Here is a 22,564-nt window from a genome sequence, read left to right as displayed (position 1 = left end):
ATGAAACTAAATAACCTAAAAAACCTCAACCAGTTAGCTCAAGCCGCCCAAAAAAAGCAGCCAGATGGTAAGGTAATTCTGACGGTTCCTGTTGATGAAGTTATTTCAAAAGAACAGGTTCGTAAACGGTTCCGTAATATCGAGGAACTGGGTGATTCAATTTTGGAAGAAGGCCAGCAATCCGCGATTGTGGTCTACCCGAAAAATGAAGACGGCAAATATGTCATTCAAAAAGGCGAACGTCGCTGGAGAGCATGTAAAGCCAAAGATATTCCAACAATTGACATCGTTGTTAACGAAAAAGAACAAACGGACTTGGACGAAACAGCGGGAGAATTGATAGAGAATATTCAGCGCGATGATTTGGCTGCACTTGAAATTGCTAATGCTTTACAAGTATTCATTGATAATGGGTGGCAGCAAAAAGACGTTGCAAAACGTATCGGTAAGAACACAATTTTTGTTTCAACGCACCTTTCATTATTAAAAATGCCTGACTGCGTTCGAGAATTATACGATAATGACATTACAGCTGATACGGAAACACTCAATAACTTACGTTTGCTATTCGAACTGAATGAAGAGCGATGCCGGGCTGTCTGTGCCGTTGCTATGAGTGATGGCATGACACGTAAGCAAAGTCGTGAGTTGTTGAATGATGCAAAACGTATCAAGAATGGTGATGAACCAACTTCAAATGAAGATGGTGCAGTAACCAATAACTCTGAGCAGGATAATAATTCGAATTCTGACTCAGAATTGGGTGAAGAGAAGGGTGGCAACTTTACACAAAGTGATGTGGAAAGTTCTGATGATACAACGGGCGATAATGTTGTTCATCAAGCTACGGGAGAGGAATTTACTTCTGATGATGCTTCATCTCAAGGCGATACAAACGCGCCGGGTGATAAGCAGGTTGATGAAAGTGATGATGCAACCGATGATGCCGAAGAAGAAGGCATTGAACCTCCTCTTGCAAAAGGTAAAGACTGGAAAGGGGCTGACCCACGTAAGTTAGTCATCACCGTGAATATTATCGGTGAGAGTGAAAATAAGCGTGGTGTACTGATGACAGATCGTATTGCTACTGAACCAAATGTGGTTTGGGTTAAGACTCTTGTTGGTGAGAAAAAGGAAGTAAAGCCAATAAAAGTAGCGGTGACTGACATCGAGCTCGTAAGCGTTGAGTAAGGTAAGTATGGAATGAAGTTATCTCAGGATATGAGTCGCAAGTTTGAACTGGTAAATGCGCTGTCTAAGTTAGATAAGCCCAGCTTGCACGATCTCCATTCAGAGACCAAGATTCCTGAGTCCACTATTAAACGCCAACTGGCGATGCTTCGTGATGAGTTTGATATGAAAATTATATTCATCCGTGAATCGAGGGGAGAGCGAGGAGCTACAGGCTACTATATGATAACGGACTGGGGTATTTTGGACCGTGAGAAGTTCATCTTGCGGCACGGAAAGCTCTGATTGTAATATCCAACCTCAAATTAGCCCTGGCATTGCGCCGGGGCTTTTTTATGCCTGTAGACTTTTAAAATTTTATAAGCATTATAAAGTGATGCTGTAATATTGAGGAGGTAGCTCCTTTAGTTTTTTGGAGGTCTCAAATGAAAGTTCTTCATCTCCCTGTGAAAGCTCTGTATTTCAGACAAATGCAAACCGGGGAAAAGAAGTATGAATATCGTCTTCAAACGGATTACTGGCGGAAACGTCTGGAGGGTCGCGAGTATGATGAGGTGCATATCAAGCTTGGCTATCCAAAATCTGGGGATACCGAGAAGATTTTAGTTCGACCGTGGAAAGGTTTTGAGGAGATGGTTATTACTCACCCTCATTTTGGTGATGCTCCCGTTAGCGTGTTCGCAATCAAGGTCAATGAGTAATAGGAGATGTACTGATAATGGATTCAGAATTGAAGCAAGAAAGCAAATTTTACCGGGACTTTGAAGATAAGTTGCTACACGTTATAGCAAAAGCCCATGTGATAAACCTGAGCTGTATGAGCAAAGGTGAAGCAATGCGACTGGTTGCTCATTTAGAAAACCTAAACCCTGAAAAATATCCAGAATTTTATGGGGTTAGCAAGTCGCTAATAAACGTTACGAGTTCAAATCTGATTGTTACATTGAACAACACTATTCAAAAAATGAGTTCAAGTCTGTCTGCGCGATTGGCTTTGATCAATCCTGAAAATACCCGCTAGTTTGTACAGAAAAGGGCAATTACTCCCATTGGTATATAGCGTAGGTAGGGGCATGATTGCCCTTGTATCTAAAAAAGTAGCGAGGCTCCGATAATGAATGAGCAAAAGAACCGGGCATTCTGTGAGCAGATGGCTGCGGCAACGGTAGAGCTTGGGACACAAGAGGCACTCTTGTATGGCTAGGTACATGATAGCCATCGCACACGATCAGGGAATCTCATTACAGTTTGAGTGCGATCTTGGTTCTTTAGAAGTCCAACCAAATGAAATACTGATAAAACACTAAAAATTACAGGAGTTGGCTATGAGCAATGCACTGAGAGTTATTACAAAACAACTTTCAAAAGAGTCTGATCCCGCGTTCTTAGAGTTTACAGCTCGGATAGTTGAATCTATTGAATTGGTTTTAGGTTATGAACCAACAGTTGAGAAAGTACGCGACTTGTTGGGAAACAAGAAAAAAACCGTAGCCTTGTTGAATTCTAGTCACAATGAGTCCGTTGTTAAGTTAGCTCTGGAGATCTCACAGTACGACGATAGCCACTACGACACATTACTTTCGGCAGGTATGTCTGCTTTAAACCGATACTTGTCAAAGAATAGCGGTTCTGTTTCTGGTTGTATGTTCATGCCTGGAGATATCACTGCGAAAGAGTTGGCCGAACGATTTAACGGAGAATGGATGTTCTTTAGCGATGATAAGAAGCTTTCACTTACTACAGGAGAAATGTCGTGACGGAACAAAACGAAATGGTGGCATTAGATGGCTATAAATTGCATTCCAAAGTAAAGCGCTTTTTTATTTACGTGTTTATAGCTATGGCTGCCCTGAACTTTATTCAGTTGATTACCAATTTTTACTTACCAGAAAAGCTCTTAATTATCGCAAATGGATTCGCATTAATTTGTGCTGTTTTGAGCGTTATTGATAAGGCCCACTTGTGGGAAAAAACAAGCAGTGATGGGGAAGGCCAGTGAATCGACGTAGACTGTATTTTTTGATAGCGTTCTTGGGTTCGTTGGCATTAGTCAGTGCAAAATTGAAATGGCCTGGGTTCATTGTTGGTGGTATGAGTATTGGTTTTGCTCTTCGATGGTTTCTCATCCACCAGCCTCTCAATCAAGATTCTCGCCCGTTAGAACGAATCGTAACGATCTCTGGAATAGGGCTTTTCATGGTTTTGTCCGGTGGCCTTTTTCATCTGGGGGATAATCCTGCCTTTATCGACCTTATGTTTATGTGGGGGTGTGCATCCTCGGGAGTTGCCTTAGCTGAACTGGTTAATGTGAGAAATCCGGATCGAAGTGAGGGAACTCGAAGTGAGCACTAAGATATACAATGGGTTAATTCTGCGCAATACAACGTTAGAGCAGGCACTAACCAAATTATGCTCCTTGCGCTCTGGTTGCGTTGATACGGCCAAAAAAGCCATCGCAAAACTGGGAGCTAGAAAGCTTGCATTTGATGCAGATATCTCGGCAAACGTAACCATGCTCCAAAAGGATAGAAGCTGCCAAACTCTGTCAGATCTGAGAACTATGTTTATCGAGGAAAAGCATAAAGTTTTGGTGGACGGTATTCGTAGTACGGATTGGGACTTCACTTTTAATGTCTGCTTAATTCCCTGGGGACAACATACATTAGGTTTGTACTACGTTGAAAACGATATTGGGTATCGCCAATCCTTAATCGACGTTGGATTTCAAGATTATCATTACCAAAACTCGACAGATAAACCTAACGATGTGACTGATTCAGAATGGAGACAAAGAGAACTCGCTTGGGAATCAGTGTTACCTGGTTGGACAAGACCAATAGAACGCGGTTTGTCTTACAGCGTGGTTGATTGGGATGATTACCAGAGTGCTGTTCATAGTAAAAGTCTGATCCAAGAAAACATCCCTTCACAAAGCATTAGACGCAAGCGAGTGGCGGTAAGTTTGACAGAGCTGGAGTTGACAGCGAGTTTTCCTACTTCATCTGCGTTTGAAATTGTTGAAAAAACCAGAGAGCTATATCCGGATAGAATTGATGACGTATTGCTCGGTGATGTAACGGTAGTACGTTTCTAAAATAGGGGGGGGGGAGTAATGCTGGATTTTTTCTTTATAGGCCCATTAGTCATTGGTTTGGTTTGTTGGTTTAAAGCCCCAAATGAGGAATGGGAGTCACTCGCTAAAGATTTTTCAAAGCGCTGGGCGTTAAGCCTTATAGCTATGATCGCTGCTGCCGCGTTGGGAGGAATAACGATGCCAAATGGACCAGAAAGTAGTGAGTCAGCATGGCTCATATTTGTTGGAATCATTTGGTTTGTATGCATTGTTACGATGCTTTGGGTTGCCCTAACCACACTAATGCAAGCGATTAAATTGAAGAAACAATAATAAGGAACCGAGTATGGCTCACGTAGATCAATATATTGAAGATTGGTTAATGGTGTTCAGAGCTGCGGGTATAAGCGATGAAGTTGCCCAGGAGGAATTTGGCTTGTGGTGTGAAGGGCTCGATGGCGAAATTAGCAATGAGTACACCCAAAACGCACTATCTGTCATCAACGCAGCTGAACAGGCAATTGAAGAACTACAAGGAATTGCTGGGTGAGAAGAAAGCGTTCAAACTGGGTATCCGTAAGTCATTTAAGCGCCTATGCCGCTGATCCATCTAAATTTTGCCAGCACAGAGGACAAGCATACAACTCCGAGGCTGCAAACGCTGGATTAAAGGCTCACGCCCAAGCAGGAAGTGGTAACAGTCTTTTACCGTGGTTAGTGATTATTGTTGTAGCCATATTGGTTGCTATTAACTGGGATTTGTTATGACTGGGGAACTAGTGTTTTTGCTGGTGGCGTCAATCGGCCTATTGATGGTTATTCTCAGAGGGCTGTCCATAAAGAGGCAGTTCCATATGCCTTGGTACTGTATCGTGCTGGGGGCTGATATAGGCGGTTGGAAAAAGCCTTGGTTTATTAAACGCCGAGGAGTCTGCGGAGCCCCTGATGCAGTATTTTTTGATCCATTGCGTTTTAGATACATTGCAGGAGAATTTAAAAGCAGAGCGTTCAATGGGCGAATAACAATCCGTGAAAAGTACCAGCTCACACTTTATACCGGGTTAATTCAGCGATTCTGGCTACCTCAAGCACAGGGTGTCATAGCCTATGGTTGTGGGCGAGTATTGAAGCTGGACTATGATAAGACACTTTTTAAAAAGCTTATGGCTCTTCGAGGCGAAGTCAAATCTGCCAGAAAAAATTGGAGGCCAGTCGATCACAGACCGTTGTATAAGCGATAGACAAAACTTTTTTACAGGGTTAATATATGATTCTGTAATCTGGCTGAGAGGTCAATGTTATGGCATATAACCCAAACAGTGATGAGGTGTGGGGTAAAGAACTAAGGGTGTATAGTTCGATGAGTGAAGCTGACTACCACCGAGTTCTCCAGCAAGGCGCTTTTGCTTATCAAAGTGGAACGCCATACGCAGAAAACCCGCACAATGATCACGAGTCGAAAGCAGCATGGATTGAAGGCTGGCAACTCGCAGCATTTCATGAACGGATGTCTACCACTCGAACCGTGCAATAAGTTTAATTTGATAAACCAGTGCCTGACAGTGTTCGTCGGCACCTTAATAAAGCGTTATTTTATGAAAAAGTTCCTAAATGTTTTCCAGTTGCCTACTGGATATCAAGTACGTATTGGTAAAAAAACAAAGTCTTTCAATGCCGGAGTATCTAGTGATAACGCGCTTAATTCAGCGTTATCCTTTCGCCTGGATATGTATAAACAGGGGGTCTTACCCGCTAATTGGAATGTTGGTTATTTTGAGCCCAATGCTATCAAGATTATTGATCAGGATAAGCAGAAACGTTCACGTTGCACCATCCGAACAAAGACAGATCGGAAGCCCACACACATAGAGGCATATTGGTCAAAGTTCAAAAACCTAGCCGAAGCGCATTCCTTTTTGAAGCGCGAATACAGCAAATGGTGTAGAGAGCACAATGCAATAGCTAAGCTGTATAACCAAAAGCGCAATGAGATTCTGTTCATCTCGGCCCAGAAAGAGAAAGAACAAAAAATATCAATCCTAAGTGATGGCATTAAGTTTGATGCGAAGCTTTGGAACGAGTGTGTGGCCGAATATGAAGGAGTGATGCCTGTTCCTAATACAATCTCTGATCATGTCCAGGTAGAGGCTTATAGTGACAGTGGTGAGAAGGATATCGACCTTAGCCACCATTTCGCTGTTAATGTATCTGATCAATTGGAGCCATACCAGTCTTCCGAAGTTCTCCATGAACTATTGGACCCGGTATACGATATCCTACATGTTGATAACCATGCTGCATTAAAACTAATGCCAGAAGTAAAATGTAGCTACAAAGCTATGCGTGAGAAGTTACGCAAGATTAAGCCAAACCGTAATGTAAAGGGTGCGATTTGTGCTCCATTTTCTATTGAGACAAAGCTTAAATCATCGTTCCTCGATTTTGCCATACCAGCGTACTGGGATGGACTTCCTTTAAACCCATCCAAAACAATCGTTAATCTAGCCAGTCATAATGGGATCATTCAGGCTGCAAGTCTTTTAGCGACAGCTTCATTTATGTTTATGGGCTACATGCAAAAGCAGCGTATGTTGCAATCGGATGAGAATATAGAACTAGAATTTCCTGTGTTCGAAATCAGTGAAAAGATGCTGAATTCTGCAATTGACTCTATCTACCAAGCGCTTCTATTACAAATGGGACGGAAGGCACTGAACTCGATGGGTAAGTGCGAAGAACGATTAAATCTGTGGCATGACGTTGATGTCTGTGACGTCTACGACGATCAGTTTGGAACTGCTGTCCAGATGGGGCAATGGCAGTGCTTTATGCCCCGAAGCAACAACGCGACGTTGCGTAAACTTCAACTATTGGTGCTGGTGGCAAAAATTGAGCATAACCTAGAAGAAGGCTTTGTTCGTCGTCAACTGTCGAAAAGTGGTATCGGAATTACACCCGTTGATAAATTGAAAGATAAGTACAGCCATATTTCTCATGATTCAATTGAGCGATTTGAACAACTCCGGGATCAGCTCTATGTATCCTCAAAGAAATTCTACCCCTTAGTTAACATGAGTTCTTTGCAAACCCCCAAACCTGATCAAGTGTTTATGGCAAGATGCCGTCATTGCGGCCATGTTCCGAATAAAACCATGCGCAAAAAAGATGGGGTCTGGTTTGGAGCAATCCAGTGCCCCAACCATTTAGACGAAGCGGTATCCGGTGAAAGGGAATATGAAGCCGAACTTCATGAATTAGTGATTGAGTGGCAGAAACGTAACCTGAAAAACTTTGATTTTTCTAAGACATATATGTGGGACCTTTCCAGAAAATCATTCTCTACTGAGCTTGGACCTTTCCTCGATGAAGTAAAGCGTCGTCTTTCCGATATGGTTGAGTACAACAGTCTCGCAATATCACTTCCAAAAGAGATCGTAAAGGACAGGCCAGGGAAAAACTTTGCGAAGCGTATCTATGCGAATTATCTCTGGGCGTGTTTTTTCTATGATGCTTATCAAATCAAACTTTCAGAACTAAAGAAGGAGACCGCACGATGAAATCAGGTCTTGAACGGTTGAAGGAAATAGTGACACAAAGTGCGTTTTATCGTTCTCCGAATTATTCCGTAAACGTTAGCTTTAAAGACTTATTCAAACCCGTTGGTGGTTTGCTTGCCTACAATAGCTTGGTGCAAGAGCTAACAGAGGAGATAGCTTTATCTCCTTATGAGATACTTGAAAAGTTAACCCCTGAGTTTCAGCGTTCCAATCAGAAGTGGACGAAAAACATGCAGCAATGTTTCGTTGAAAACCGGCATGTGGATGTGAAACGAAAGTACAGCTTTATGATGTGAAAGGCAGGGGGGGAGAGCTGGATGATTCCCTTATCTTAGATGGGTTACAGAGGCTTACCGCTATTGCGGCGTTTCATTCTGGTGAATTCGCTGTATTTGATGAACTGTATTGGGAAGACTTAAAATCTGGAGGTATTTTCCCAAGGTTGAATTTGATCGTGAACATCTACCAGTTTGATTCTGATATTGAGGCATGTCGCTTTTACATTCAGATGAATAAAGGAATTACCCATTCTGAGGCTGATTTAGAAACTGCATATTGCTTTATGCGCAAGCACGGTGAAAAAGTCTAGGTAGTCATTATGGTGTGCATTTTAAGGTCTAAACGGATTGAGTCATCTCGTCAGATATCACTTTGTGGAAAAGTTGTATCTGGTAACGGAGCTCATTATAGGAACATCACCGCTGCGAAGAACGGAGCTCAGCCAGTATGCAAAGACTGTTTAAATTCGCTGGGAATGACAAGATATCAATTGCGGCCAACTAAGAAAAAGAAGCCTAAAGTTAAACCAAAAATGGCAAAGAAGGTTTCTAGGAAGGTGCATGAGTCCTCTGCGAGACAGCCAAAGTTCAATAGACAGGATGTGTTAGATAACAAGGAACTGTTTATTGGGTGTGCAATGGTTATGTTAGAACAGCAGGAAAGGTTAGAACTGTTCCTTGAGAATAACGCTAATGCCCAAATTGCACTTGATTACTACTATTACGGGCAAACAGCTAGAATGACTGCTGAAAAGTACAAATCGACGCAGGTCAGCATTCCAAATAGAGCCAGAACGGGTCTAATTACGTTTAGTGAAGAAATTGAATGCAACCCATTAGATTGGGCATCATGGCCCGTACAATCTCTCTGGGAGCTAAAGAGAACGTTATTAAGTATTGCTGTTGAAGCTGTGCCAGAACAGTTAAACAACTAAGAGGAAAAATCATGCACCAGGAAGTAGATCCAAAAGGGCTAACGTGGCCTATTAAACCGTCAATTGTTGTTGATTGATGATTTGGTTGCATGCAGGTACAGTTAATGTGTGCTTATCACCAGAGATCCCACCAGCAGTTTTTTCGCTCAAACAATGTTTTGAAAACGTGCCTTTCAAAAATGAATCTCAAAAAGGCTGGGCTAAGGTGCTTCGTGAAATCGCTGACAACTTAGAACAGAATGACCAATAATAATACCTAGTGGGGTTAGTATGTTGGATTTTGCAGGGATTTGAAAATAAGTACTTTGAAAAGCTTGTTGTTAAAAAAAATATTTTTTCTAATGTCTAATATATATAAAAACTAGGGAGGCTGTTTAGCCCCCCTTGAAATTACAAAATCTAAACAGCAAAAGATTGTTTTACTAGTTCAATGATCTTATCACCAGCATATTGGGTTTTAAACTCAACTTTTATATCTTTACTAATTTGGTTGAACAGCTCTTTAGCGTGTTCAATTTTTCGTTCTTCTTCTTTGCGAAGATTATCTTTTCCATCAACATTTTCGTCTCAATGATGAAGTTTAGGTAATCACCCGAGTCAGTTTTAACTACATAAGCAAAGTCAGGTGAATAGGAGTAACCTCCAGAAACAGGTATCTTGATTGAGTTTTTAGGTATTTTGGTAGGCTTTGTTGCGTAATTCAGCGGAACTAAATCCAGAACCTACGATCTGATTAGCTACATTCACTTCCTCTCGTAGCCCTATGCCTAAACCTCGTTATAAAACAACCAACTGGAAGCAATACAATCAATCACTCATTAACCGTGGCTCTCTGACCTTTTGGATTGATGAAGAGGCGATAAGCGGTTGGGCGCAAAGCAAACAGAATAAGCGCGGGAGGCCACGTCGGTTCAGTGATTTAGCTATTACGACAGCACTCATGGTGAAACGAGTTTTTTCTATGCCGCTGAGAGCGCTGCAAGGATTTATCGACTCGATATTTAGGTTAACCCATGTACCGCTAAGTTGTCCGCATTACACCTGCATCAGTCGTAGAGCCAAACAAGTAGAGGTCTCATTTAAGACTAAAACGAGAGGAGCGATACAACACCTAGCCATTGATGCAACTGGCAAGGTTTATGGCGAAGGTGAATGGAAAGTCAAAAAACACGGGACGGATGGCAAGCGGAGAGTCTGGCGAAAGCTTCATATTGCCGTCGACACAAACACTCATGAGATCATTGCCGCCGAACTAAGTTTATCAACGGTTACAGATGGCGAAGTACTCCCGAACTTACTGAAACAAACACGCCGAAGTATCCTTGAGGTGTCTGGTGATGGCGCTTATGACACAAGAGCGTGTCACACTGCTATTAAGATTAAGGGAGCCATTGCGCTTGTTCCCCCACGAGAAGGGGCAGCCTTCTGGGAGCGTGGTCATCCTCGAAATCTCGCCGTGGGTTGCCAGAAGTTATACGGCTCAAATAAGTATTGGAAAGAGCGGTATGGATACCACAAACGTTCACTCTCAGAAACAGCGATGTATCGAGTTAAACAGTTGCTAGGAGGGAAACTGAGCTTAAGGAATTACAATGCCCAGGTGGGTGAATCTTACGCGATGATAAAAGCGTTGAACAAGCTTACTAGGTTAGGTATGCCTGAAACTTGTCGTATTGACTAAGAAATACGCGAAACGGGGTTGCTCTATCTCTAAATTTAATTACGCAACAAAGCCCCTTGAAGGCGAGATATATCGAGCTGATTAGAAAGTGTTGTTTTATTTTTTTTAGTCGGCATTCCTCTACTGAAAACGGAACTATGATAGAAGAAATCACTTACAGCATTATTTTCTAAGACATAACTAATGGAGGGGGAGTCTATAAAATCCCTATATAGTATAAACTTAGGGACGTTAACGCTGTATTTAGTTTTTCCACTATGTCTAACAATTGAATTCACTACTCTTTTGGGTAAAAAATGCGTGTTATATATTAGGCTTCGAACTTCAAAATTATCATAGCCTAATGAGTGTAATTTTTTACATTCAGTCTTTAGGAGCTTCTTAATTTCGAATTCATATAGATCTAGGTAACACCTTGTAGATTTATTTAATATTCCTAAAAATAACTTTTCTACTCGTTTTACTTTACATTGTTTGTACAATGGCAGTGCTACAGCGACCCCTAAAGAACTCTTATTTGATAGTGCGTTCACAGGGAAATTGTTGTCGATTCTTGGTTTTTTGTATCTATCTACGCTATTCATGAAATCTGTCGTTGGAGTGGTTATTTCTCTACACTTTTCCTGTTTGAATTTAGCTAAGCTATATAAATAAAGGCTATTAATCACTCTTTGCCTATCATTATCCATCCAGCCTAGATTAAGATACAGGGTGTGGTGTTTGAAAGCAGCTTTGGCGTGTTCTCGGTTATGATACATAATGGACCCTTAAAAATTTAAAATGCTAAATATCACTCTGTTTAATGGATGTTCTAGTGTCAGTGAGCCTATTTGATTATCAGTTATATACCGGGGCCTAAGCCCCGAGACGTTAGTCAAATAACTCTTCCAGAGATTTTTTCTTCCGAGAGTATGGCATCGTCGATTTACAATCAGGATACCCAGTACAACCCCAAAAAGAGCTAGCTCGCTTTTTACCTGGAGCCTTGCCTTTACGTAGGCGCATTGGCTTGCCACAGTCAGGACAATCAGGACAATCCTCAGCAGCAATACGCTTTTCTGGTTTCCCACGATTGTCAGGAAAAGTCTTTTTACATGTCTCGTTCTGACACCCCCAAAAAAAGCCATTTTTCCCTTTTAGTCGCTTCAACTTACCACCACAATTGAAACAATCATGAGTAGGACCTTCCGCATTTTTGAAAGCCTTAGCTAAGATGCCTTCTGGTTGAGTTAGGGTTGGAGCATTCTGCTTGAGTTGTTGGATCATTTGAACAATCCAACCTGAGACTTGCTGCATAAAGACGGACATGTTTCCGTTCCCTGTCGCTATCTTCTCCAGTTCCTGTTCCCAAGCCGCCGTCATGCCTGGGCTTTTGATCGCTGCTGGTACGACAGCAATAAGTGCGTGAGCTTTATCCGTGGCGATAAGGAGCTTTTTCTTTCTCTGCAAGTACCCTTTATCGACCGCACCCTGAATAATGCCTGCACGGGTAGCTGGGGTGCCGAGGCCAGCGGTGTCTTTTAGGACTTGCTTAAACTTTTCTTCTGTGACAAAGCGAGCAATGTTTTCCATCGCGCTTAGTAGTGTGGCTTCGGTGAAATGAGGTGATGGCCGAGTCATTTTGTCAGTGATTACCGAATCATTGATCAAGGCTGGTTCACCCTGGCTAACTTTCGGTAATTTCTCTTGCTCTTTTGGTCCATCAAGATCATCGCCTTCATCTTGAGGGGATGATTCTGCATCATTGTTGAATAGTACTTTCCAACCTTGACGTAAATGTGTTTTGCCGTTGGCCGTGAACGAATGATTGCCGCATTGAACATCAATTGTAGTTTTGTTGAATTCAAAAGGACTGTAGAACTGGGCGATGTAGAAACGACGAATTGCATCGTACAGATTGAACTCTTTTTCGCTCATGGCACTTATGTTGGTTTTGGCCGGAGTTGGAATGATGGCATGGTGAGCGGTGATTTTTTTGTCATTGAACGCTCTTGATGATCTCGATTGGTCTGCTCCAGCCACCAGCCCTGAAACACGCTGATCCGAAAGAATCAGAGCTTGAAGAATATCGGGGATATCCTCTTTCTGTGATTCTGGCAGGTATCTGCAATCTGTACGGGGGTAGGTGGTTGCTTTGTGCTTTTCGTACAAAGCTTGTGCTGCATCAAGTGTTTCTTGCGCACTGTACCCCCAACGTTTGGCCGCGTATTGCTGTAAACTAGTCAAATCAAATGGAAGAGGGGCTGATTCCTTGCCAGCTTTTGTTTCAGCCTTACTTATAAGTGCTTGCGCTCCTTTTACTTGAGCGGCTACTTGCTCTGCATAGGCTTTGTTTGTACATCGCCCTTGATCGTCAGAGCACTCTTCTGGCGGCACCCAGTGAGCAAGGAATTGACCGTTTTGAACAGATACACCGACGTCCATCGTCCAGAACGGTGATGGTTTGAAGTTGGCTATTTCACTGTCTCGCTGGCACACAAGGGCGACCGTGGGGGTGATTACTCGTCCTATATGGAGCGTTTGCCCGAAGCCAACCTCTCTTGCAAGTACTGTATAACAGCGAGACATGTTCATACCCACTACCCAGTCAGCTCGCTGGCGAGATAGGGATGCGTAATAAAGGGGTATCGTCTCCTTGCCATCTTTGATGTTTCGAAGTGCTTTTCTGATACTGCTTTCATCAAGAGCAGTTAAACAAACTCGTTTTACGGGGCCTTGGTATCGGAATCTATCGAGTAGGGAACGAGCGATCGCTTCGCCTTCTCTGTCATAGTCAGTCGAGATATAAACTGTGCTGGCTTTTTTCACCAGCTGCTCGATCACTTTATATTGCTTGGAAGAGCTACGCCTCACCTTGCTACGCCATGATTCAGGAGAAATAGGCAGTGTTTCAAGGGACCATGCTTTATATTTCTCGTCATAGTCATCGGGCATATAGAGTTCTAATAGATGACCAAGAGCCCAGGTTATTGCCCGGCCACTTCCATCATGAATAAAACCGTCGCCGTGCTGAGTTACTCCCATCACAGCTGCGAGGTCTTTTGCTTGGGATGGCTTCTCACAAATGTACAGATCCATTTAAGCGCACTCCTTTGGTTTGAGCGCGATGTCTTGAATACCGTTTTGCTGCGTAGAAAGGTTGGTCAGCTGTTTCCAGTTTTCGGAGGCATCGGCTATTAAGGGGGATTTCTCTGTGCCAGCAATAAAAGCTAGGTTGGCAGAGATAACGACTGCTGCTTCTTCCGGAGTGCCACTTTGTCCGGCCTCAACCAGCATGATGTTCAGCTCATCAAAGAGCTCAGCTTTAGCTTGAAGAACGAGAAGCTCTTCTTCCGTCAACTGAGTATGTGATGAGCTGGTGGTTACTTTATGGCTTTGCATGGGTTTACCACTGTAAATGGGCGAGTAGAACTGCGAACGATCTTGCGCTGTTCATTCGTCATTTTTTGTGATGTGCAAAATTGCGTCCAAGCGGTGAGATAATCTTGGTAAGTGTGTTGTGGCGGATTGCACTGACCAACCAGATCGCTTGGGATACTGCCTGTTTCGCCTTTTTCTTTCTCGATGAACTGCCAATCGCGTTCATCCATGCCATTACCGCTATCACAGAAACGCTCCCAGCGTGATAGTTCGTATAAGGAGTACCCTTTGCCTTTCACACCAGAAGAAAGTTTTTTGTATGCGGAAATGGCATCTTCCATGTTGGAACCATTTTTATCCTTCTGCTGTTTTATCAATGCGCTTTCATTATTCGCGCCGAGACTACTTGTTGGACCTAATACATGGATGTAATCGGGTTTGCGAAATGCTGCTCCACCCAGTCCTAAATCTTCATAAGAAACATTGAGACCACGATCTACACGATCTTGCTTCTTATGTGCTTCGATATCAGCACTGCCACGATTTTCAGCAATATTCAAAAGGAAGTAATAGGCATCGACATCATCATCAGACGCAAGCAGTTTGTCAGCCTTCGCTTCGTAGATAGGAAGGTTCTCTTGAATCCATTGATCTGTCGGCTGCTGAGGAATGCCGTAGCGTTGGTGCAATTCTGCGTTTGTTGGTGGGATATCTTTGGTTGAGGAACACCCAGCCAAAATAGCTAACCCTACAAGTACTACTAATTGCTTTTTAATCATCTGCTTACCCATTGAATTGTTGCTCCAACCATTGTTCATCAATGGTGTCGATTGTCCGGCCATCACTGTTGCTTAAAAGCTTACGAGTAATGACTGTTGTCCAGTTATTAACAAGAGACATGTCAGACTGAGCCTGATGCAAAGCCTCTTTGTCTCCCTGCATGTTGTTAGCGGTTACTGCCTGTGCTTGGCGCTTTAAAGCATCAAGTGCCAAATAGGCAGCATCGGGCAATGTTCTTTCCATACAACTCTCCTGATACCAAATAATGATGCTGTGTATTTTATCTGGTCACTCAATCATCTCTGACGCCTCAAACTGCCCAAAATGGACAGGAGGGGAGATATGAGAAGACAAAAGGGTCTGCGAGCATATACGCACGGAAAAAGCGCAGGTAAATAAGAACCAGATGATAAGTAGTGCCTTTAAAAAATTATTTGGTGGGCGCGGTGAGAAAAAAGTAGATGTAGTAGCTTCCCAGGTTAGGGATTTAGCTGACGAAGAGATACCTCGATACCCGCCGTTTGCCAAAGGGCTACCAATGGCCCCAGTCGATAAAGTGTTGCAGACACAGAACGAACTTATTCAAAAAATCAGGAGCACTTTAGGTTTTACTCAAGAAGAGTACGACCGTTTAGTCATGCCTGTAATTGGCCGTTACGCGGCGTTTGTTCATTTATTACCAGCATCCGAAGCTCATCATCATCGGGGAGCTGGTGGATTGTTTCGTCATGGGCTGGAGGTTGCCTTTTGGGCGACACAGGCATCTGAGTCAGTTATTTTCTCAATTTCAGGCTCCCCTCGTGAACGAAGAAACAATGAGCCGCGATGGCGTTTGGCATGTTGTTTCTCAGGGTTATTGCATGACGTTGGTAAGCCATTGTCTGATGTTGTGATCACAAACAGCGATGGTAGTAAAACGTGGAACCCATATTCAGAAACTCTGGTTGACTGGGCTAAGCGCCATAATGTGAGTCGTTATTTTCTTCGTTGGAGAGATAGAGAACACAAACGGCACGAGCAATTTTCGCTGCTGACCGTCGAACGAATTTTGACTCCAGAGGCTTTGGAGTTTCTAGCTGATCCCGGTAAAGACATTGTTGAATCCATGCTACAGGCAATATCAGGTCTTAGAATCAATGACCCGGTAACAAAGTTAATGCTTAAAGCTGATGGTGAAAGTGTTTCTCGTGACCTCAAACAGAATCGCCTAGATGTCGATGAGTTTGCTTACGGTGTTCCTGTTGAGCGTTATGTATTTGATGCTTTACGTCGATTGGTTAAAACGGGCAAATGGAAAGTCAATGAGCCTGGCGCGAAGGTGTGGCATTTACATCAGGGTGTGTTCATTACATGGAAGCAGGGAGCCAGTGATATTTATGACTTGTTAACGGAAGATAAAATTCCTGGCATTCCTCGTGATCCAGATACCTTGGCTGATATTTTAATTGAGCGTGGTTTTGCTCTGAAAAACGTATTACCAGAGCATGGCAAAGATGTTTTCTATCGTTATTGGGAAGTTATCCCTGAATTACCTCAAGAAGGGGAAGAAGTCACAGGGAAAATCAAAATGCAGATGCTGCGTCTTGAATCGTCGGAGTTGGTTTTTACCACTGAACCGCCTGCGGCCATCGCGGGTGAAGTTATTGGCGATGAGGACGAACAGGAACTTGATGCCAGTGAGCTTGATGACGATGCACCGGAAGATGGAGATGAGAACTCTGATTCGCTCACCGCTACACCAGAGCCTATTGGTTCTCTTGATGATGGATTCGAAATTCCAGATTTTATGGCAGCACCGCCCTCAACGGACTCTCAATCATCGGAACCGAAAGGTGGCACTTCCACCGATACCAAAACAAGCAAGAATGACGATAAAGCTGATGCCCCAAAAGAACCATCAGCACAAGAAATCGCTCAAACCGCAGCACCATTAGCATTAGACGATCCATTGAAAGGGCTGAAAGATGCTGGTGGGGCATTAGGAGTTTGCGATTTTCCATTCGATGCATTTGGGCTCAATACCGAGCCTGATACAACACAAAAAGACAAAGCTGAAACGCCAAATGTTCCAACAGAACAAAGCGAAGAAGACACATCTTTACCCGGCATAGACAACATTCGCTCGGGCAAGAAGCGTCAGCCTAAAGCATCCGCAAACACGGCAGCATCCTTGTCACCGAATGAGTTTTTTGGCCCTGAACCGAGCGCAATATTTGATGCCCCACCAATGCCGCCAGAGGATATGTTTGCACCAATAGATGCTGTCCCTTTGGATGCCTATGACTACTCCCATGAGATGGAAGAGCGTGAAGAGTTTGTTCCAACAGAACATTTCCAAGATGCAGAGACATATTCTTTCAGCCAGCAGGATAAATCGAGTGATGTTGATGTGCGTGGTCATTTGGAGAATGTTCTAAGTGGATACGGCGCGGCAGAAAGTATTTTAAAAGAAGCCATTATTCCTGTGCTGGATGGACACAAAACATTAGGTGAAGTGCTTTGCTTTATGAAGAAAAAAGCAGTGATCCTTTATCCAGAAGGTGCCCGAGCGCTTGGGGCTCCAGCCGAAGTCTTGAACACGTTATTTGACGCTGGCGCTATCGTGCCTGACCCAGTTCATCCAAACCGGAAGGTTCATGATTTTAGTGGCATTAAAGGGTTGTTACTTTCTTCTGATATCTCAGATGTTATCAAAGCTGCGATAGAACAAGCTGAGAAAGACTTTGACCCAATTCGTGAAGTTAGTGCGCTAAATGATAAACGCCAATCTGGCAAGAAAGCTGAAAAGGCACACTCAGAAAAGAAAGTTAAGAGCCAGAAAACCAACCAATCTACGCCGAAAAAGCCTAAACCTGCAATGGATATTTCAGCATTACTGCCCGGAGAGCAAACAGGTGGCCGCTCATCTGAGAATAAAAGAATCGCACAACAAACGGCACAAGGTAAGAAGGGCACAGCAGCTAAAACTCAAACCGAACAGCACAAAAATGAGAGTGAAAACAGTGCTTCTAATGAGGAAAAGCAAAATGTGTCACGTTTACCTAAGCGCCAAAAACCAAAGACAACGGTAAATAAACCACCAAAAGAAACGCGGCCAGTGAGTCTGGATTTCGATTCTGATTTAGAACTGCCAATGACAAAAGTGGTCGGGCAAATAGATCTAGAAGACGAGGAACCTAAAAAGCCTCAGAAGGCGAAAGAAATTAGTGATGAGGACTTTTTACCTCCTCAGTCTGACATTGATGCAGAGGAGGCCATTAGGCTTCTGAAAGAAATGATAAAAAACCAAAAAGGACGATGGTTAGTCGGTCCGGTCATTAAGGAGGATGGGTGTTTGGTAACAAGCGATAAGGCTCTGGAGAAAGTAACTGGTGAGTGTACGAATCTTAGCAAATCTATGCTGAGAGCATTACTCGCTAGTGGGCAACGACGCCCAAGAATGACTATTCGCCAGGGGAATTTAAGGTTAGAGGTGGAGTAAAGATAGATGAGCATGGATTATGACCCACTTGGGTATGAAATGCCGTGGAGGCCAAATTTTGAAGGTCGTGCAGCGCTAGGGTGGGCAGCTGCCAGCGGTGTGGCCTTGACGGTTAATCAAATGGCAGAGTCAATGCCTCCGGAACCGTTTTATTGGATGACTGGTATTTGTGGTGTTATGGCAATGTCCCGAATCCCAAAAGCCATGATGTTACATCGTCTCCAGAAGCATCTATTTGGTCGTGAACTGGAATTTATCTCTTTAAAAGAGCTAGAAAAAATGATGGCTGGCTCAGAAGATGATATGTGGCTTGGTCATGGTTTTGTATGGGAAAAGCGTCATGCTCAGCGTGTATTTGAAATCATCAAACGTGACTGGCACACCTTTACTGCTCAAGAGCCTTTAATCAAGAAGACGGTTCGCGTCCTTAAAGGCAAAAAGAAAGAAGATCCAATGGGGCAAACATGGATTCACGGTGTTGAACCAAAAGAAGAGAAGTTGATGCAACCGTTGAAGCATACAGAAGGCCACACGCTTATTGTAGGTACAACAGGTTCAGGCAAGACTCGTATGTTCGACATTATGATCACGCAAGCTGTCTTGCGCAATGAAGCAGTGATCATTATCGACCCTAAGGGTGATAAAGAAATGAGGGACAATGCAAGGAGAGCTTGCGAAGCTATGGGCCATCCAGAGCGATTTGTTTCCTTTCACCCTGCGTTCCCAGATGAATCCGTGCGATTGGACCCTTTACGTAACTTTAGCCGTGTGACGGAGATTGCGAGCCGTTTGGCCGCGTTGATACCTTCGGAGGCAGGTGCAGATCCATTCAAATCATTTGGTTGGCAAGCACTGAACAATATCGCTCAAGGTCTTGTACTGACTTATGAACGTCCTAGCATTGTTCTGTTGAAACGATTTTTGGAAGGTGGTGCCGCAGGTCTGGTTATCAAAGCCGTACAGGCTTATTCAGCACGAGTTATGGAAGACTGGGAATCAAAAGCAGCACCATATTTGGAAAAAGTGAAAAATGGCAATAGAGAAAAGCAAGCCTTTGCCATGATGAAGTTCTACCAAGATGTTATTCAACCAGAGTTCCCTCACTCAGATTTGGAAGGCTTATTGTCGATGTTCCAACATGACTCGGCACACTTCGGGAAAATGGTTGCTTCACTGCTTCCTATCATGAACATGCTTACCTCGGGTGATTTAGGAAAGATGCTGTCTCCCGATTCAAGCGATGTCGATGATACCAGGCCAATAAGTGACTCAGCCAAAATAATAAACAATGGCATGGTTGCATACATTGGTCTGGATAGTTTGACCGACAGTATGGTTGGTTCTGCAATCGGCTCTCTTTTCTTATCTGACTTAACAGCTGTTGCTGGTGATAGATACAACTTTGGTGTCAACAATAAGCCCGTCAATATCTTTGTGGACGAAGCCGCAGAGGTGATCAATGACCCATTCATTCAGCTTCTCAACAAAGGTCGTGGCGCGAAACTTCGACTATTTGTTGCAACACAAACATTCGCTGACTTTGCCGCTCGGATGGGGAGTAAAGATAAAGCACTACAGGTTCTGGGAAACATTAACAACACATTCTCATTGCGTGTAATTGATCCTGAAACACAAAAGTTCATTACAGACAACTTACCGAAAACACGTTTGAACTACGTCATGAGAACGCAGGGCCAAAATACGGACGGTGAGCAGCCGATTATGCATGGGGGCAACCAAGGGGAACGGCTTATGGAAGAAGAAGCTGAATTGTTCTCTACGCAACTCCTGGGGATGCTGCCCAACCTTGAGTACATAGCCAAAATCTCTGGGGGGAAGATAGTCAAGGGACGGCTACCTATCTTGACATCTTAATGGCGAAATATGAGTGCGAATAAGTATAAAAATTATGAGGTTACTAGAGTGGTTGATGTGAATCCGCACAAGAAAGTACTAAGCGTGATCCGAAAGCGTGATCGAAAAAATGCACACACACTGGCACTGCTGTTTTTTGATTGGCCTGCAACCAATGATGTGATTGAGCAACTATGTTGTTTCATCACTGATGGGATCAAATCGGATAAGGAGCCAGTGATTTATCCGATTTTGGAAGAGGCATTAGATAAATATAGCGGTGTAGTGTTCCATGCGAACAAACGTAAGTACGAGGACCCGGTAAGACTAGGGGTTTTCTTGGAAACCATCATCACTGAAACAGCCAAAGCGCTAGAAATTGAGATTGAAGATTCACTAGGTAACAAGTGGTCTGTGGAGAAAGGTGAGCCTTTTTCTCACTGGCTTGCAGACCATAAAGGTGAATTATTCATTGTTCCACATCAACATCAGAATGAATGCAAACTTCGCAAGGCTTTGTATCAGTTAGTCGCTAGCGAAAGTGTAAAAACAGTATTAAGGAGAACCAATTATGAAGAAGCCGTTGTGGCTGGTCGCTTGGTTGCTAGTCATTGAAGTTTTGGTGATTCTTTTGCTAGTACCTGGTGATTGGACAGATAAAACAATTCAGCGTGAATCAGAGCTGGTGGAGCAGAACTTAGGCTATGAAGCTAGACAGTGGATTAGTGATACAGCTGGGGACTGGTACAAAACTAGTGTGCTTGATTCTGGCTTTTATGCTGCTATGTATCACACGTTAATTCCAACAGAAGAGGAACGTAGAAAGTCGAAAGGAATGGAGAATATGGGCCAAGCATGGTTCGTTTGGGTGGAGGGGCGAATTGAAGCCTTTACCAATGTAATTTACCAGTTCTACACGCGGTTAGCACTTTTGTCCTCCTGGGCACCGTATCTGCTCATCTTGTTCATCCCGGCGGTTTATGACGGTTTGATGAGTTGGAAGATCAAACGAACCAACTTTGACTATGCGAGCCCTGTTGTCCACCGATATAGCATTCGAGGAACGTTCTTCCTAAGCATGGGGCTGTTTATTACCTTTTTTGCTCCCATAGCTCTAAATCCAATTGTGATCCCCGCTGTGATGATGCTCTGTTGTGTGTTGTTGGGACTTGCATTCGGCAATTTACAAAAACGAGTTTAACCAAAGGATATTCAATATGAAAAAGACTGCGCTAACAATCATTGCCGCATTCATGCTTGCAGGTCCAGCAGTGGCGAAGACAGATAAACCCTATACGGAGGAAGTGGAAACTTTCTTTGAGACCTTCGAACTGATGTGTGAAAGTTGCGCCGAAGTTTCGGAGTTTATGGTTCAGACACTCGAAGAGAAGTGCGATCAACCGATAACCATAGAAAATATTCAGAATGTAACGAAAACCCATCCTCTCTATGCATTTCTTCTGGCTATGGGGAACATGAACCCAGATGGAAAACCTCTTAGCTTTCAGTCTGCCGCTGACAATGTGGACTGTAACGATGGAATGAAGTGGGTAGAACAGACCCAAAGCGCGATGAAAGCGGCATACCAAGAGCAGAAGAAGCAAGCGCAAAACGGATAAGTTACATTTCATTTCAAAGGCGGCCATTCGTTGGCCGCTTTTTTGTGTCACTCACTTTCACATGTGAAAGTCTTAATGCTTCCCAAATGGACAAATACAGCGCTGTGAAATGAGCACGAGATCAGGTGAGAATAAAGAAAAATTAAATAGCAATCAGTTGGAGGTTATATGTCTTCTCATACGCATACAGCAAATAGCTCTGAACGCTCTGGAGCATCATGGGGCGTAGGGCAAATTATCCTTTGGCAGTTAATCTTTGCCATAGGTTTCTTTTTTGGTATTCAGTATGGCGATCTTGTTCGCTTGTTTTAACCTTTCACATTACCTGCTCTAAAACGGCTTTATGCCGTTTCTCTCTTTATAAGACCACTTTTCGCCCAAGTTGCCCAAAAAGGGCGTTAGCCCGTGGCGTGTTTGTTGAAAAAATCTTCCAGAATTGGCGACATTGGAAATTGGAAGAGATATGGAATGAAGCCCGTCAAAATCCCACGTCGTATAGACGAACCGCCGCACATGCTGCTCTGGAGTGCAGATGAGCTGGCTCCTATGCTTCTTGGCCTTGTCATCGGAGTGATGATGGGCAAAGCCTTGATTTTTTTCTTAATCGGCTTGGCCGTGACCAATTTATATCGTCGATTTCGTGATAACCACCCTGATGGCTACATGCTTCACATGCTGTATTGGGGGGGATTCATCGCAACAAAAGCAAAATCTTTGAAAAACCCATTTATCCGGAGGTATTTCCCTTGAATTTA

31 protein-coding genes are annotated in these 22,564 nt (G+C 43.4%); 25 read left to right on the top strand and 6 right to left on the bottom strand.

Annotated features, from left to right (window positions below; translation table 11 throughout):
- From WR49_RS12470 to WR49_RS12385, 17 genes are all read left to right on the top strand, one after another.
- The gene (locus WR49_RS12470; RefSeq protein ID WP_014386680.1) at window positions 1–1,191 is read left to right on the top strand and encodes a ParB/RepB/Spo0J family partition protein; all 1,191 of its coding nucleotides are present in this window, start codon (window positions 1–3) and stop codon (window positions 1,189–1,191) included.
- A 12-nt stretch (window positions 1,192–1,203) separates the two neighbouring features.
- Window positions 1,204–1,476: a helix-turn-helix domain-containing protein gene (locus WR49_RS12465; RefSeq protein WP_014386681.1), complete on the top strand. Its 273-nt coding sequence runs from the start codon at window positions 1,204–1,206 to the stop codon at window positions 1,474–1,476.
- Between the two features lie 140 nt (window positions 1,477–1,616).
- Window positions 1,617–1,892, top strand: coding sequence for a hypothetical protein (locus WR49_RS12460; protein ID WP_014386682.1), 276 nt, complete (start codon window positions 1,617–1,619; stop codon window positions 1,890–1,892).
- Window positions 1,893–1,909: 17 nt separating this feature from the next.
- The gene (locus tag WR49_RS12455; protein WP_014386683.1) at window positions 1,910–2,212 is read left to right on the top strand and encodes a hypothetical protein; all 303 of its coding nucleotides are present in this window, start codon (window positions 1,910–1,912) and stop codon (window positions 2,210–2,212) included.
- A gap of 304 nt (window positions 2,213–2,516) precedes the next feature.
- Window positions 2,517–2,948 (top strand): hypothetical protein, encoded by a 432-nt coding sequence (locus WR49_RS12450; RefSeq protein WP_046224216.1) that lies wholly within the window; start codon window positions 2,517–2,519, stop codon window positions 2,946–2,948.
- Entirely contained in the window at window positions 2,945–3,190 is a 246-nt protein-coding gene (locus WR49_RS12445; RefSeq protein WP_014386686.1) for a hypothetical protein, read from the top strand. The genes WR49_RS12450 and WR49_RS12445 overlap by 4 nt, the downstream gene beginning before the upstream one ends.
- Entirely contained in the window at window positions 3,187–3,543 is a 357-nt protein-coding gene (locus WR49_RS12440) for a hypothetical protein (RefSeq protein ID WP_014386687.1), read from the top strand. The genes WR49_RS12445 and WR49_RS12440 overlap by 4 nt, the downstream gene beginning before the upstream one ends.
- The gene (locus tag WR49_RS12435; RefSeq protein WP_046224215.1) at window positions 3,533–4,285 is read left to right on the top strand and encodes a hypothetical protein; all 753 of its coding nucleotides are present in this window, start codon (window positions 3,533–3,535) and stop codon (window positions 4,283–4,285) included. Before WR49_RS12440 ends, WR49_RS12435 begins: the two co-directional genes overlap by 11 nt.
- A gap of 18 nt (window positions 4,286–4,303) precedes the next feature.
- Window positions 4,304–4,597, top strand: a complete 294-nt coding sequence (locus WR49_RS12430) for a hypothetical protein (protein ID WP_032073016.1) — start codon at window positions 4,304–4,306, stop codon at window positions 4,595–4,597.
- Between the two features lie 13 nt (window positions 4,598–4,610).
- Window positions 4,611–4,814, top strand: a complete 204-nt coding sequence (locus WR49_RS12425; RefSeq protein ID WP_014386690.1) for a hypothetical protein — start codon at window positions 4,611–4,613, stop codon at window positions 4,812–4,814.
- 214 nt (window positions 4,815–5,028) lie between these two features.
- On the top strand, window positions 5,029–5,505 hold the full coding sequence (locus WR49_RS12415; protein WP_046224213.1) for a hypothetical protein: 477 nt from the start codon (window positions 5,029–5,031) through the stop codon (window positions 5,503–5,505).
- A gap of 59 nt (window positions 5,506–5,564) precedes the next feature.
- A complete protein-coding gene (locus tag WR49_RS12410; RefSeq protein ID WP_014386693.1) occupies window positions 5,565–5,798 on the top strand; it encodes a hypothetical protein in 234 nt (77 codons plus the stop codon).
- 61 nt (window positions 5,799–5,859) lie between these two features.
- Window positions 5,860–7,821, top strand: coding sequence for a hypothetical protein (locus WR49_RS12405; protein WP_014386694.1), 1,962 nt, complete (start codon window positions 5,860–5,862; stop codon window positions 7,819–7,821).
- Complete coding sequence (locus WR49_RS12400) at window positions 7,818–8,117, top strand: hypothetical protein (RefSeq protein ID WP_046224212.1); 300 nt, start codon at window positions 7,818–7,820, stop codon at window positions 8,115–8,117. Before WR49_RS12405 ends, WR49_RS12400 begins: the two co-directional genes overlap by 4 nt.
- Window positions 8,114–8,410, top strand: coding sequence for a hypothetical protein (locus WR49_RS12395; RefSeq protein ID WP_046224211.1), 297 nt, complete (start codon window positions 8,114–8,116; stop codon window positions 8,408–8,410). Before WR49_RS12400 ends, WR49_RS12395 begins: the two co-directional genes overlap by 4 nt.
- Window positions 8,411–8,701: 291 nt before the next feature.
- Entirely contained in the window at window positions 8,702–9,034 is a 333-nt protein-coding gene (locus tag WR49_RS21335) for a hypothetical protein (protein WP_128740498.1), read from the top strand.
- A 76-nt stretch (window positions 9,035–9,110) separates the two neighbouring features.
- A complete protein-coding gene (locus tag WR49_RS12385; protein ID WP_014386697.1) occupies window positions 9,111–9,284 on the top strand; it encodes a hypothetical protein in 174 nt (57 codons plus the stop codon).
- Between the two features lie 220 nt (window positions 9,285–9,504).
- On the opposite strand, the gene WR49_RS21630 is transcribed toward WR49_RS12385, so the two are convergent.
- On the bottom strand, window positions 9,505–9,690 hold the full coding sequence (locus tag WR49_RS21630) for a restriction endonuclease (protein ID WP_231574706.1): 186 nt from the start codon (window positions 9,688–9,690) through the stop codon (window positions 9,505–9,507).
- A 107-nt stretch (window positions 9,691–9,797) separates the two neighbouring features.
- On the opposite strand from WR49_RS21630, the gene WR49_RS12380 reads away from it, so the two are divergent.
- Window positions 9,798–10,715 carry an IS5 family transposase gene (locus WR49_RS12380; protein WP_046224209.1) on the top strand — a complete coding sequence of 306 codons (918 nt, stop codon included), beginning with the start codon at window positions 9,798–9,800 and terminating at the stop codon, window positions 10,713–10,715.
- A gap of 35 nt (window positions 10,716–10,750) precedes the next feature.
- Here WR49_RS12380 and WR49_RS21330 read toward each other — a convergent pair whose 3' ends face one another.
- The 5 genes from WR49_RS21330 to WR49_RS12355 all read right to left on the bottom strand — a co-directional run bounded on the left by WR49_RS21330 (window position 10,751) and on the right by WR49_RS12355 (window position 15,098).
- Window positions 10,751–11,473: a hypothetical protein gene (locus tag WR49_RS21330; protein ID WP_014386699.1), complete on the bottom strand. Its 723-nt coding sequence runs from the start codon at window positions 11,471–11,473 to the stop codon at window positions 10,751–10,753.
- Window positions 11,474–11,585: 112 nt separating this feature from the next.
- Window positions 11,586–13,793, bottom strand: a complete 2,208-nt coding sequence (locus WR49_RS12370) for a DNA topoisomerase 3 (protein WP_046224208.1) — start codon at window positions 13,791–13,793, stop codon at window positions 11,586–11,588.
- A complete protein-coding gene (locus WR49_RS12365; protein WP_014386701.1) occupies window positions 13,794–14,096 on the bottom strand; it encodes a hypothetical protein in 303 nt (100 codons plus the stop codon).
- Entirely contained in the window at window positions 14,078–14,854 is a 777-nt protein-coding gene (locus WR49_RS12360; protein ID WP_128740496.1) for a hypothetical protein, read from the bottom strand. Before WR49_RS12360 ends, WR49_RS12365 begins: the two co-directional genes overlap by 19 nt.
- A 4-nt stretch (window positions 14,855–14,858) precedes the next feature.
- Window positions 14,859–15,098: a hypothetical protein gene (locus tag WR49_RS12355; protein WP_014386703.1), complete on the bottom strand. Its 240-nt coding sequence runs from the start codon at window positions 15,096–15,098 to the stop codon at window positions 14,859–14,861.
- A 163-nt stretch (window positions 15,099–15,261) separates the two neighbouring features.
- Here WR49_RS12355 and mobH point away from each other — a divergent pair, with 163 nt between their 5' ends.
- The 7 genes from mobH (at window position 15,262) to traL (ending at window position 22,559) form a co-directional block, all read left to right on the top strand.
- Window positions 15,262–18,336 (top strand): MobH family relaxase, encoded by a 3,075-nt coding sequence (gene mobH / locus WR49_RS12350; protein WP_046224207.1) that lies wholly within the window; start codon window positions 15,262–15,264, stop codon window positions 18,334–18,336.
- A gap of 12 nt (window positions 18,337–18,348) precedes the next feature.
- The gene (gene traD, locus WR49_RS12345) at window positions 18,349–20,211 is read left to right on the top strand and encodes a conjugative transfer system coupling protein TraD (protein ID WP_046224206.1); all 1,863 of its coding nucleotides are present in this window, start codon (window positions 18,349–18,351) and stop codon (window positions 20,209–20,211) included.
- A 9-nt stretch (window positions 20,212–20,220) separates the two neighbouring features.
- Complete coding sequence (locus WR49_RS12340; protein ID WP_046224205.1) at window positions 20,221–20,805, top strand: hypothetical protein; 585 nt, start codon at window positions 20,221–20,223, stop codon at window positions 20,803–20,805.
- Window positions 20,762–21,391 (top strand): DUF4400 domain-containing protein, encoded by a 630-nt coding sequence (locus WR49_RS12335; protein WP_014386707.1) that lies wholly within the window; start codon window positions 20,762–20,764, stop codon window positions 21,389–21,391. Before WR49_RS12340 ends, WR49_RS12335 begins: the two co-directional genes overlap by 44 nt.
- 16 nt (window positions 21,392–21,407) lie before the next feature.
- A complete protein-coding gene (locus tag WR49_RS12330; protein ID WP_046224204.1) occupies window positions 21,408–21,809 on the top strand; it encodes a hypothetical protein in 402 nt (133 codons plus the stop codon).
- Between the two features lie 168 nt (window positions 21,810–21,977).
- Complete coding sequence (locus WR49_RS21325; protein WP_156155672.1) at window positions 21,978–22,121, top strand: hypothetical protein; 144 nt, start codon at window positions 21,978–21,980, stop codon at window positions 22,119–22,121.
- Window positions 22,122–22,277: 156 nt separating this feature from the next.
- Window positions 22,278–22,559 carry a type IV conjugative transfer system protein TraL gene (traL, locus tag WR49_RS12325; RefSeq protein WP_014386709.1) on the top strand — a complete coding sequence of 94 codons (282 nt, stop codon included), beginning with the start codon at window positions 22,278–22,280 and terminating at the stop codon, window positions 22,557–22,559.
- Window positions 22,560–22,564 lie beyond the last annotated feature (5 nt).

This window comes from Vibrio sp. ECSMB14106, assembly GCF_000972265.1.
Taxonomy (GTDB): Bacteria; Pseudomonadota; Gammaproteobacteria; order Enterobacterales; family Vibrionaceae; genus Vibrio; species Vibrio kanaloae.
Note: the sequence above shows the minus strand (reverse complement) of the source record. Positions and strands in the feature narration are given on the sequence as shown.

Excerpts from the sequence above, each read along its gene's own strand:
- WR49_RS12470 (WP_014386680.1), top strand. The coding sequence starts at position 1 with ATGAAACTAAATAACCTAAAAAACCTCAACCAGTTAGCTCAAGCCGCC.
- WR49_RS12465 (WP_014386681.1), top strand. The coding sequence starts at position 1,204 with ATGAAGTTATCTCAGGATATGAGTCGCAAGTTTGAACTGGTAAATGCG.
- WR49_RS12460 (WP_014386682.1), top strand. The coding sequence starts at position 1,617 with ATGAAAGTTCTTCATCTCCCTGTGAAAGCTCTGTATTTCAGACAAATG.
- WR49_RS12455 (WP_014386683.1), top strand. The coding sequence starts at position 1,910 with ATGGATTCAGAATTGAAGCAAGAAAGCAAATTTTACCGGGACTTTGAA.
- WR49_RS12450 (WP_046224216.1), top strand. The coding sequence starts at position 2,517 with ATGAGCAATGCACTGAGAGTTATTACAAAACAACTTTCAAAAGAGTCT.
- WR49_RS12430 (WP_032073016.1), top strand. The coding sequence starts at position 4,304 with ATGCTGGATTTTTTCTTTATAGGCCCATTAGTCATTGGTTTGGTTTGT.
- WR49_RS12425 (WP_014386690.1), top strand. The coding sequence starts at position 4,611 with ATGGCTCACGTAGATCAATATATTGAAGATTGGTTAATGGTGTTCAGA.
- WR49_RS12415 (WP_046224213.1), top strand. The coding sequence starts at position 5,029 with ATGACTGGGGAACTAGTGTTTTTGCTGGTGGCGTCAATCGGCCTATTG.
- WR49_RS12410 (WP_014386693.1), top strand. The coding sequence starts at position 5,565 with ATGGCATATAACCCAAACAGTGATGAGGTGTGGGGTAAAGAACTAAGG.
- WR49_RS12405 (WP_014386694.1), top strand. The coding sequence starts at position 5,860 with ATGAAAAAGTTCCTAAATGTTTTCCAGTTGCCTACTGGATATCAAGTA.
- WR49_RS12400 (WP_046224212.1), top strand. The coding sequence starts at position 7,818 with ATGAAATCAGGTCTTGAACGGTTGAAGGAAATAGTGACACAAAGTGCG.
- WR49_RS12385 (WP_014386697.1), top strand. The coding sequence starts at position 9,111 with ATGATTTGGTTGCATGCAGGTACAGTTAATGTGTGCTTATCACCAGAG.
- WR49_RS12380 (WP_046224209.1), top strand. The coding sequence starts at position 9,798 with ATGCCTAAACCTCGTTATAAAACAACCAACTGGAAGCAATACAATCAA.
- WR49_RS21330 (WP_014386699.1), bottom strand. The coding sequence starts at position 11,473 with ATGTATCATAACCGAGAACACGCCAAAGCTGCTTTCAAACACCACACC.
- WR49_RS12370 (WP_046224208.1), bottom strand. The coding sequence starts at position 13,793 with ATGGATCTGTACATTTGTGAGAAGCCATCCCAAGCAAAAGACCTCGCA.
- WR49_RS12365 (WP_014386701.1), bottom strand. The coding sequence starts at position 14,096 with ATGCAAAGCCATAAAGTAACCACCAGCTCATCACATACTCAGTTGACG.
- WR49_RS12360 (WP_128740496.1), bottom strand. The coding sequence starts at position 14,854 with ATGATTAAAAAGCAATTAGTAGTACTTGTAGGGTTAGCTATTTTGGCT.
- WR49_RS12355 (WP_014386703.1), bottom strand. The coding sequence starts at position 15,098 with ATGGAAAGAACATTGCCCGATGCTGCCTATTTGGCACTTGATGCTTTA.
- mobH (WP_046224207.1), top strand. The coding sequence starts at position 15,262 with ATGATAAGTAGTGCCTTTAAAAAATTATTTGGTGGGCGCGGTGAGAAA.
- traD (WP_046224206.1), top strand. The coding sequence starts at position 18,349 with ATGGATTATGACCCACTTGGGTATGAAATGCCGTGGAGGCCAAATTTT.
- WR49_RS12340 (WP_046224205.1), top strand. The coding sequence starts at position 20,221 with ATGAGTGCGAATAAGTATAAAAATTATGAGGTTACTAGAGTGGTTGAT.
- WR49_RS12335 (WP_014386707.1), top strand. The coding sequence starts at position 20,762 with ATGAAGAAGCCGTTGTGGCTGGTCGCTTGGTTGCTAGTCATTGAAGTT.
- WR49_RS12330 (WP_046224204.1), top strand. The coding sequence starts at position 21,408 with ATGAAAAAGACTGCGCTAACAATCATTGCCGCATTCATGCTTGCAGGT.
- WR49_RS21325 (WP_156155672.1), top strand. The coding sequence starts at position 21,978 with ATGTCTTCTCATACGCATACAGCAAATAGCTCTGAACGCTCTGGAGCA.
- traL (WP_014386709.1), top strand. The coding sequence starts at position 22,278 with ATGAAGCCCGTCAAAATCCCACGTCGTATAGACGAACCGCCGCACATG.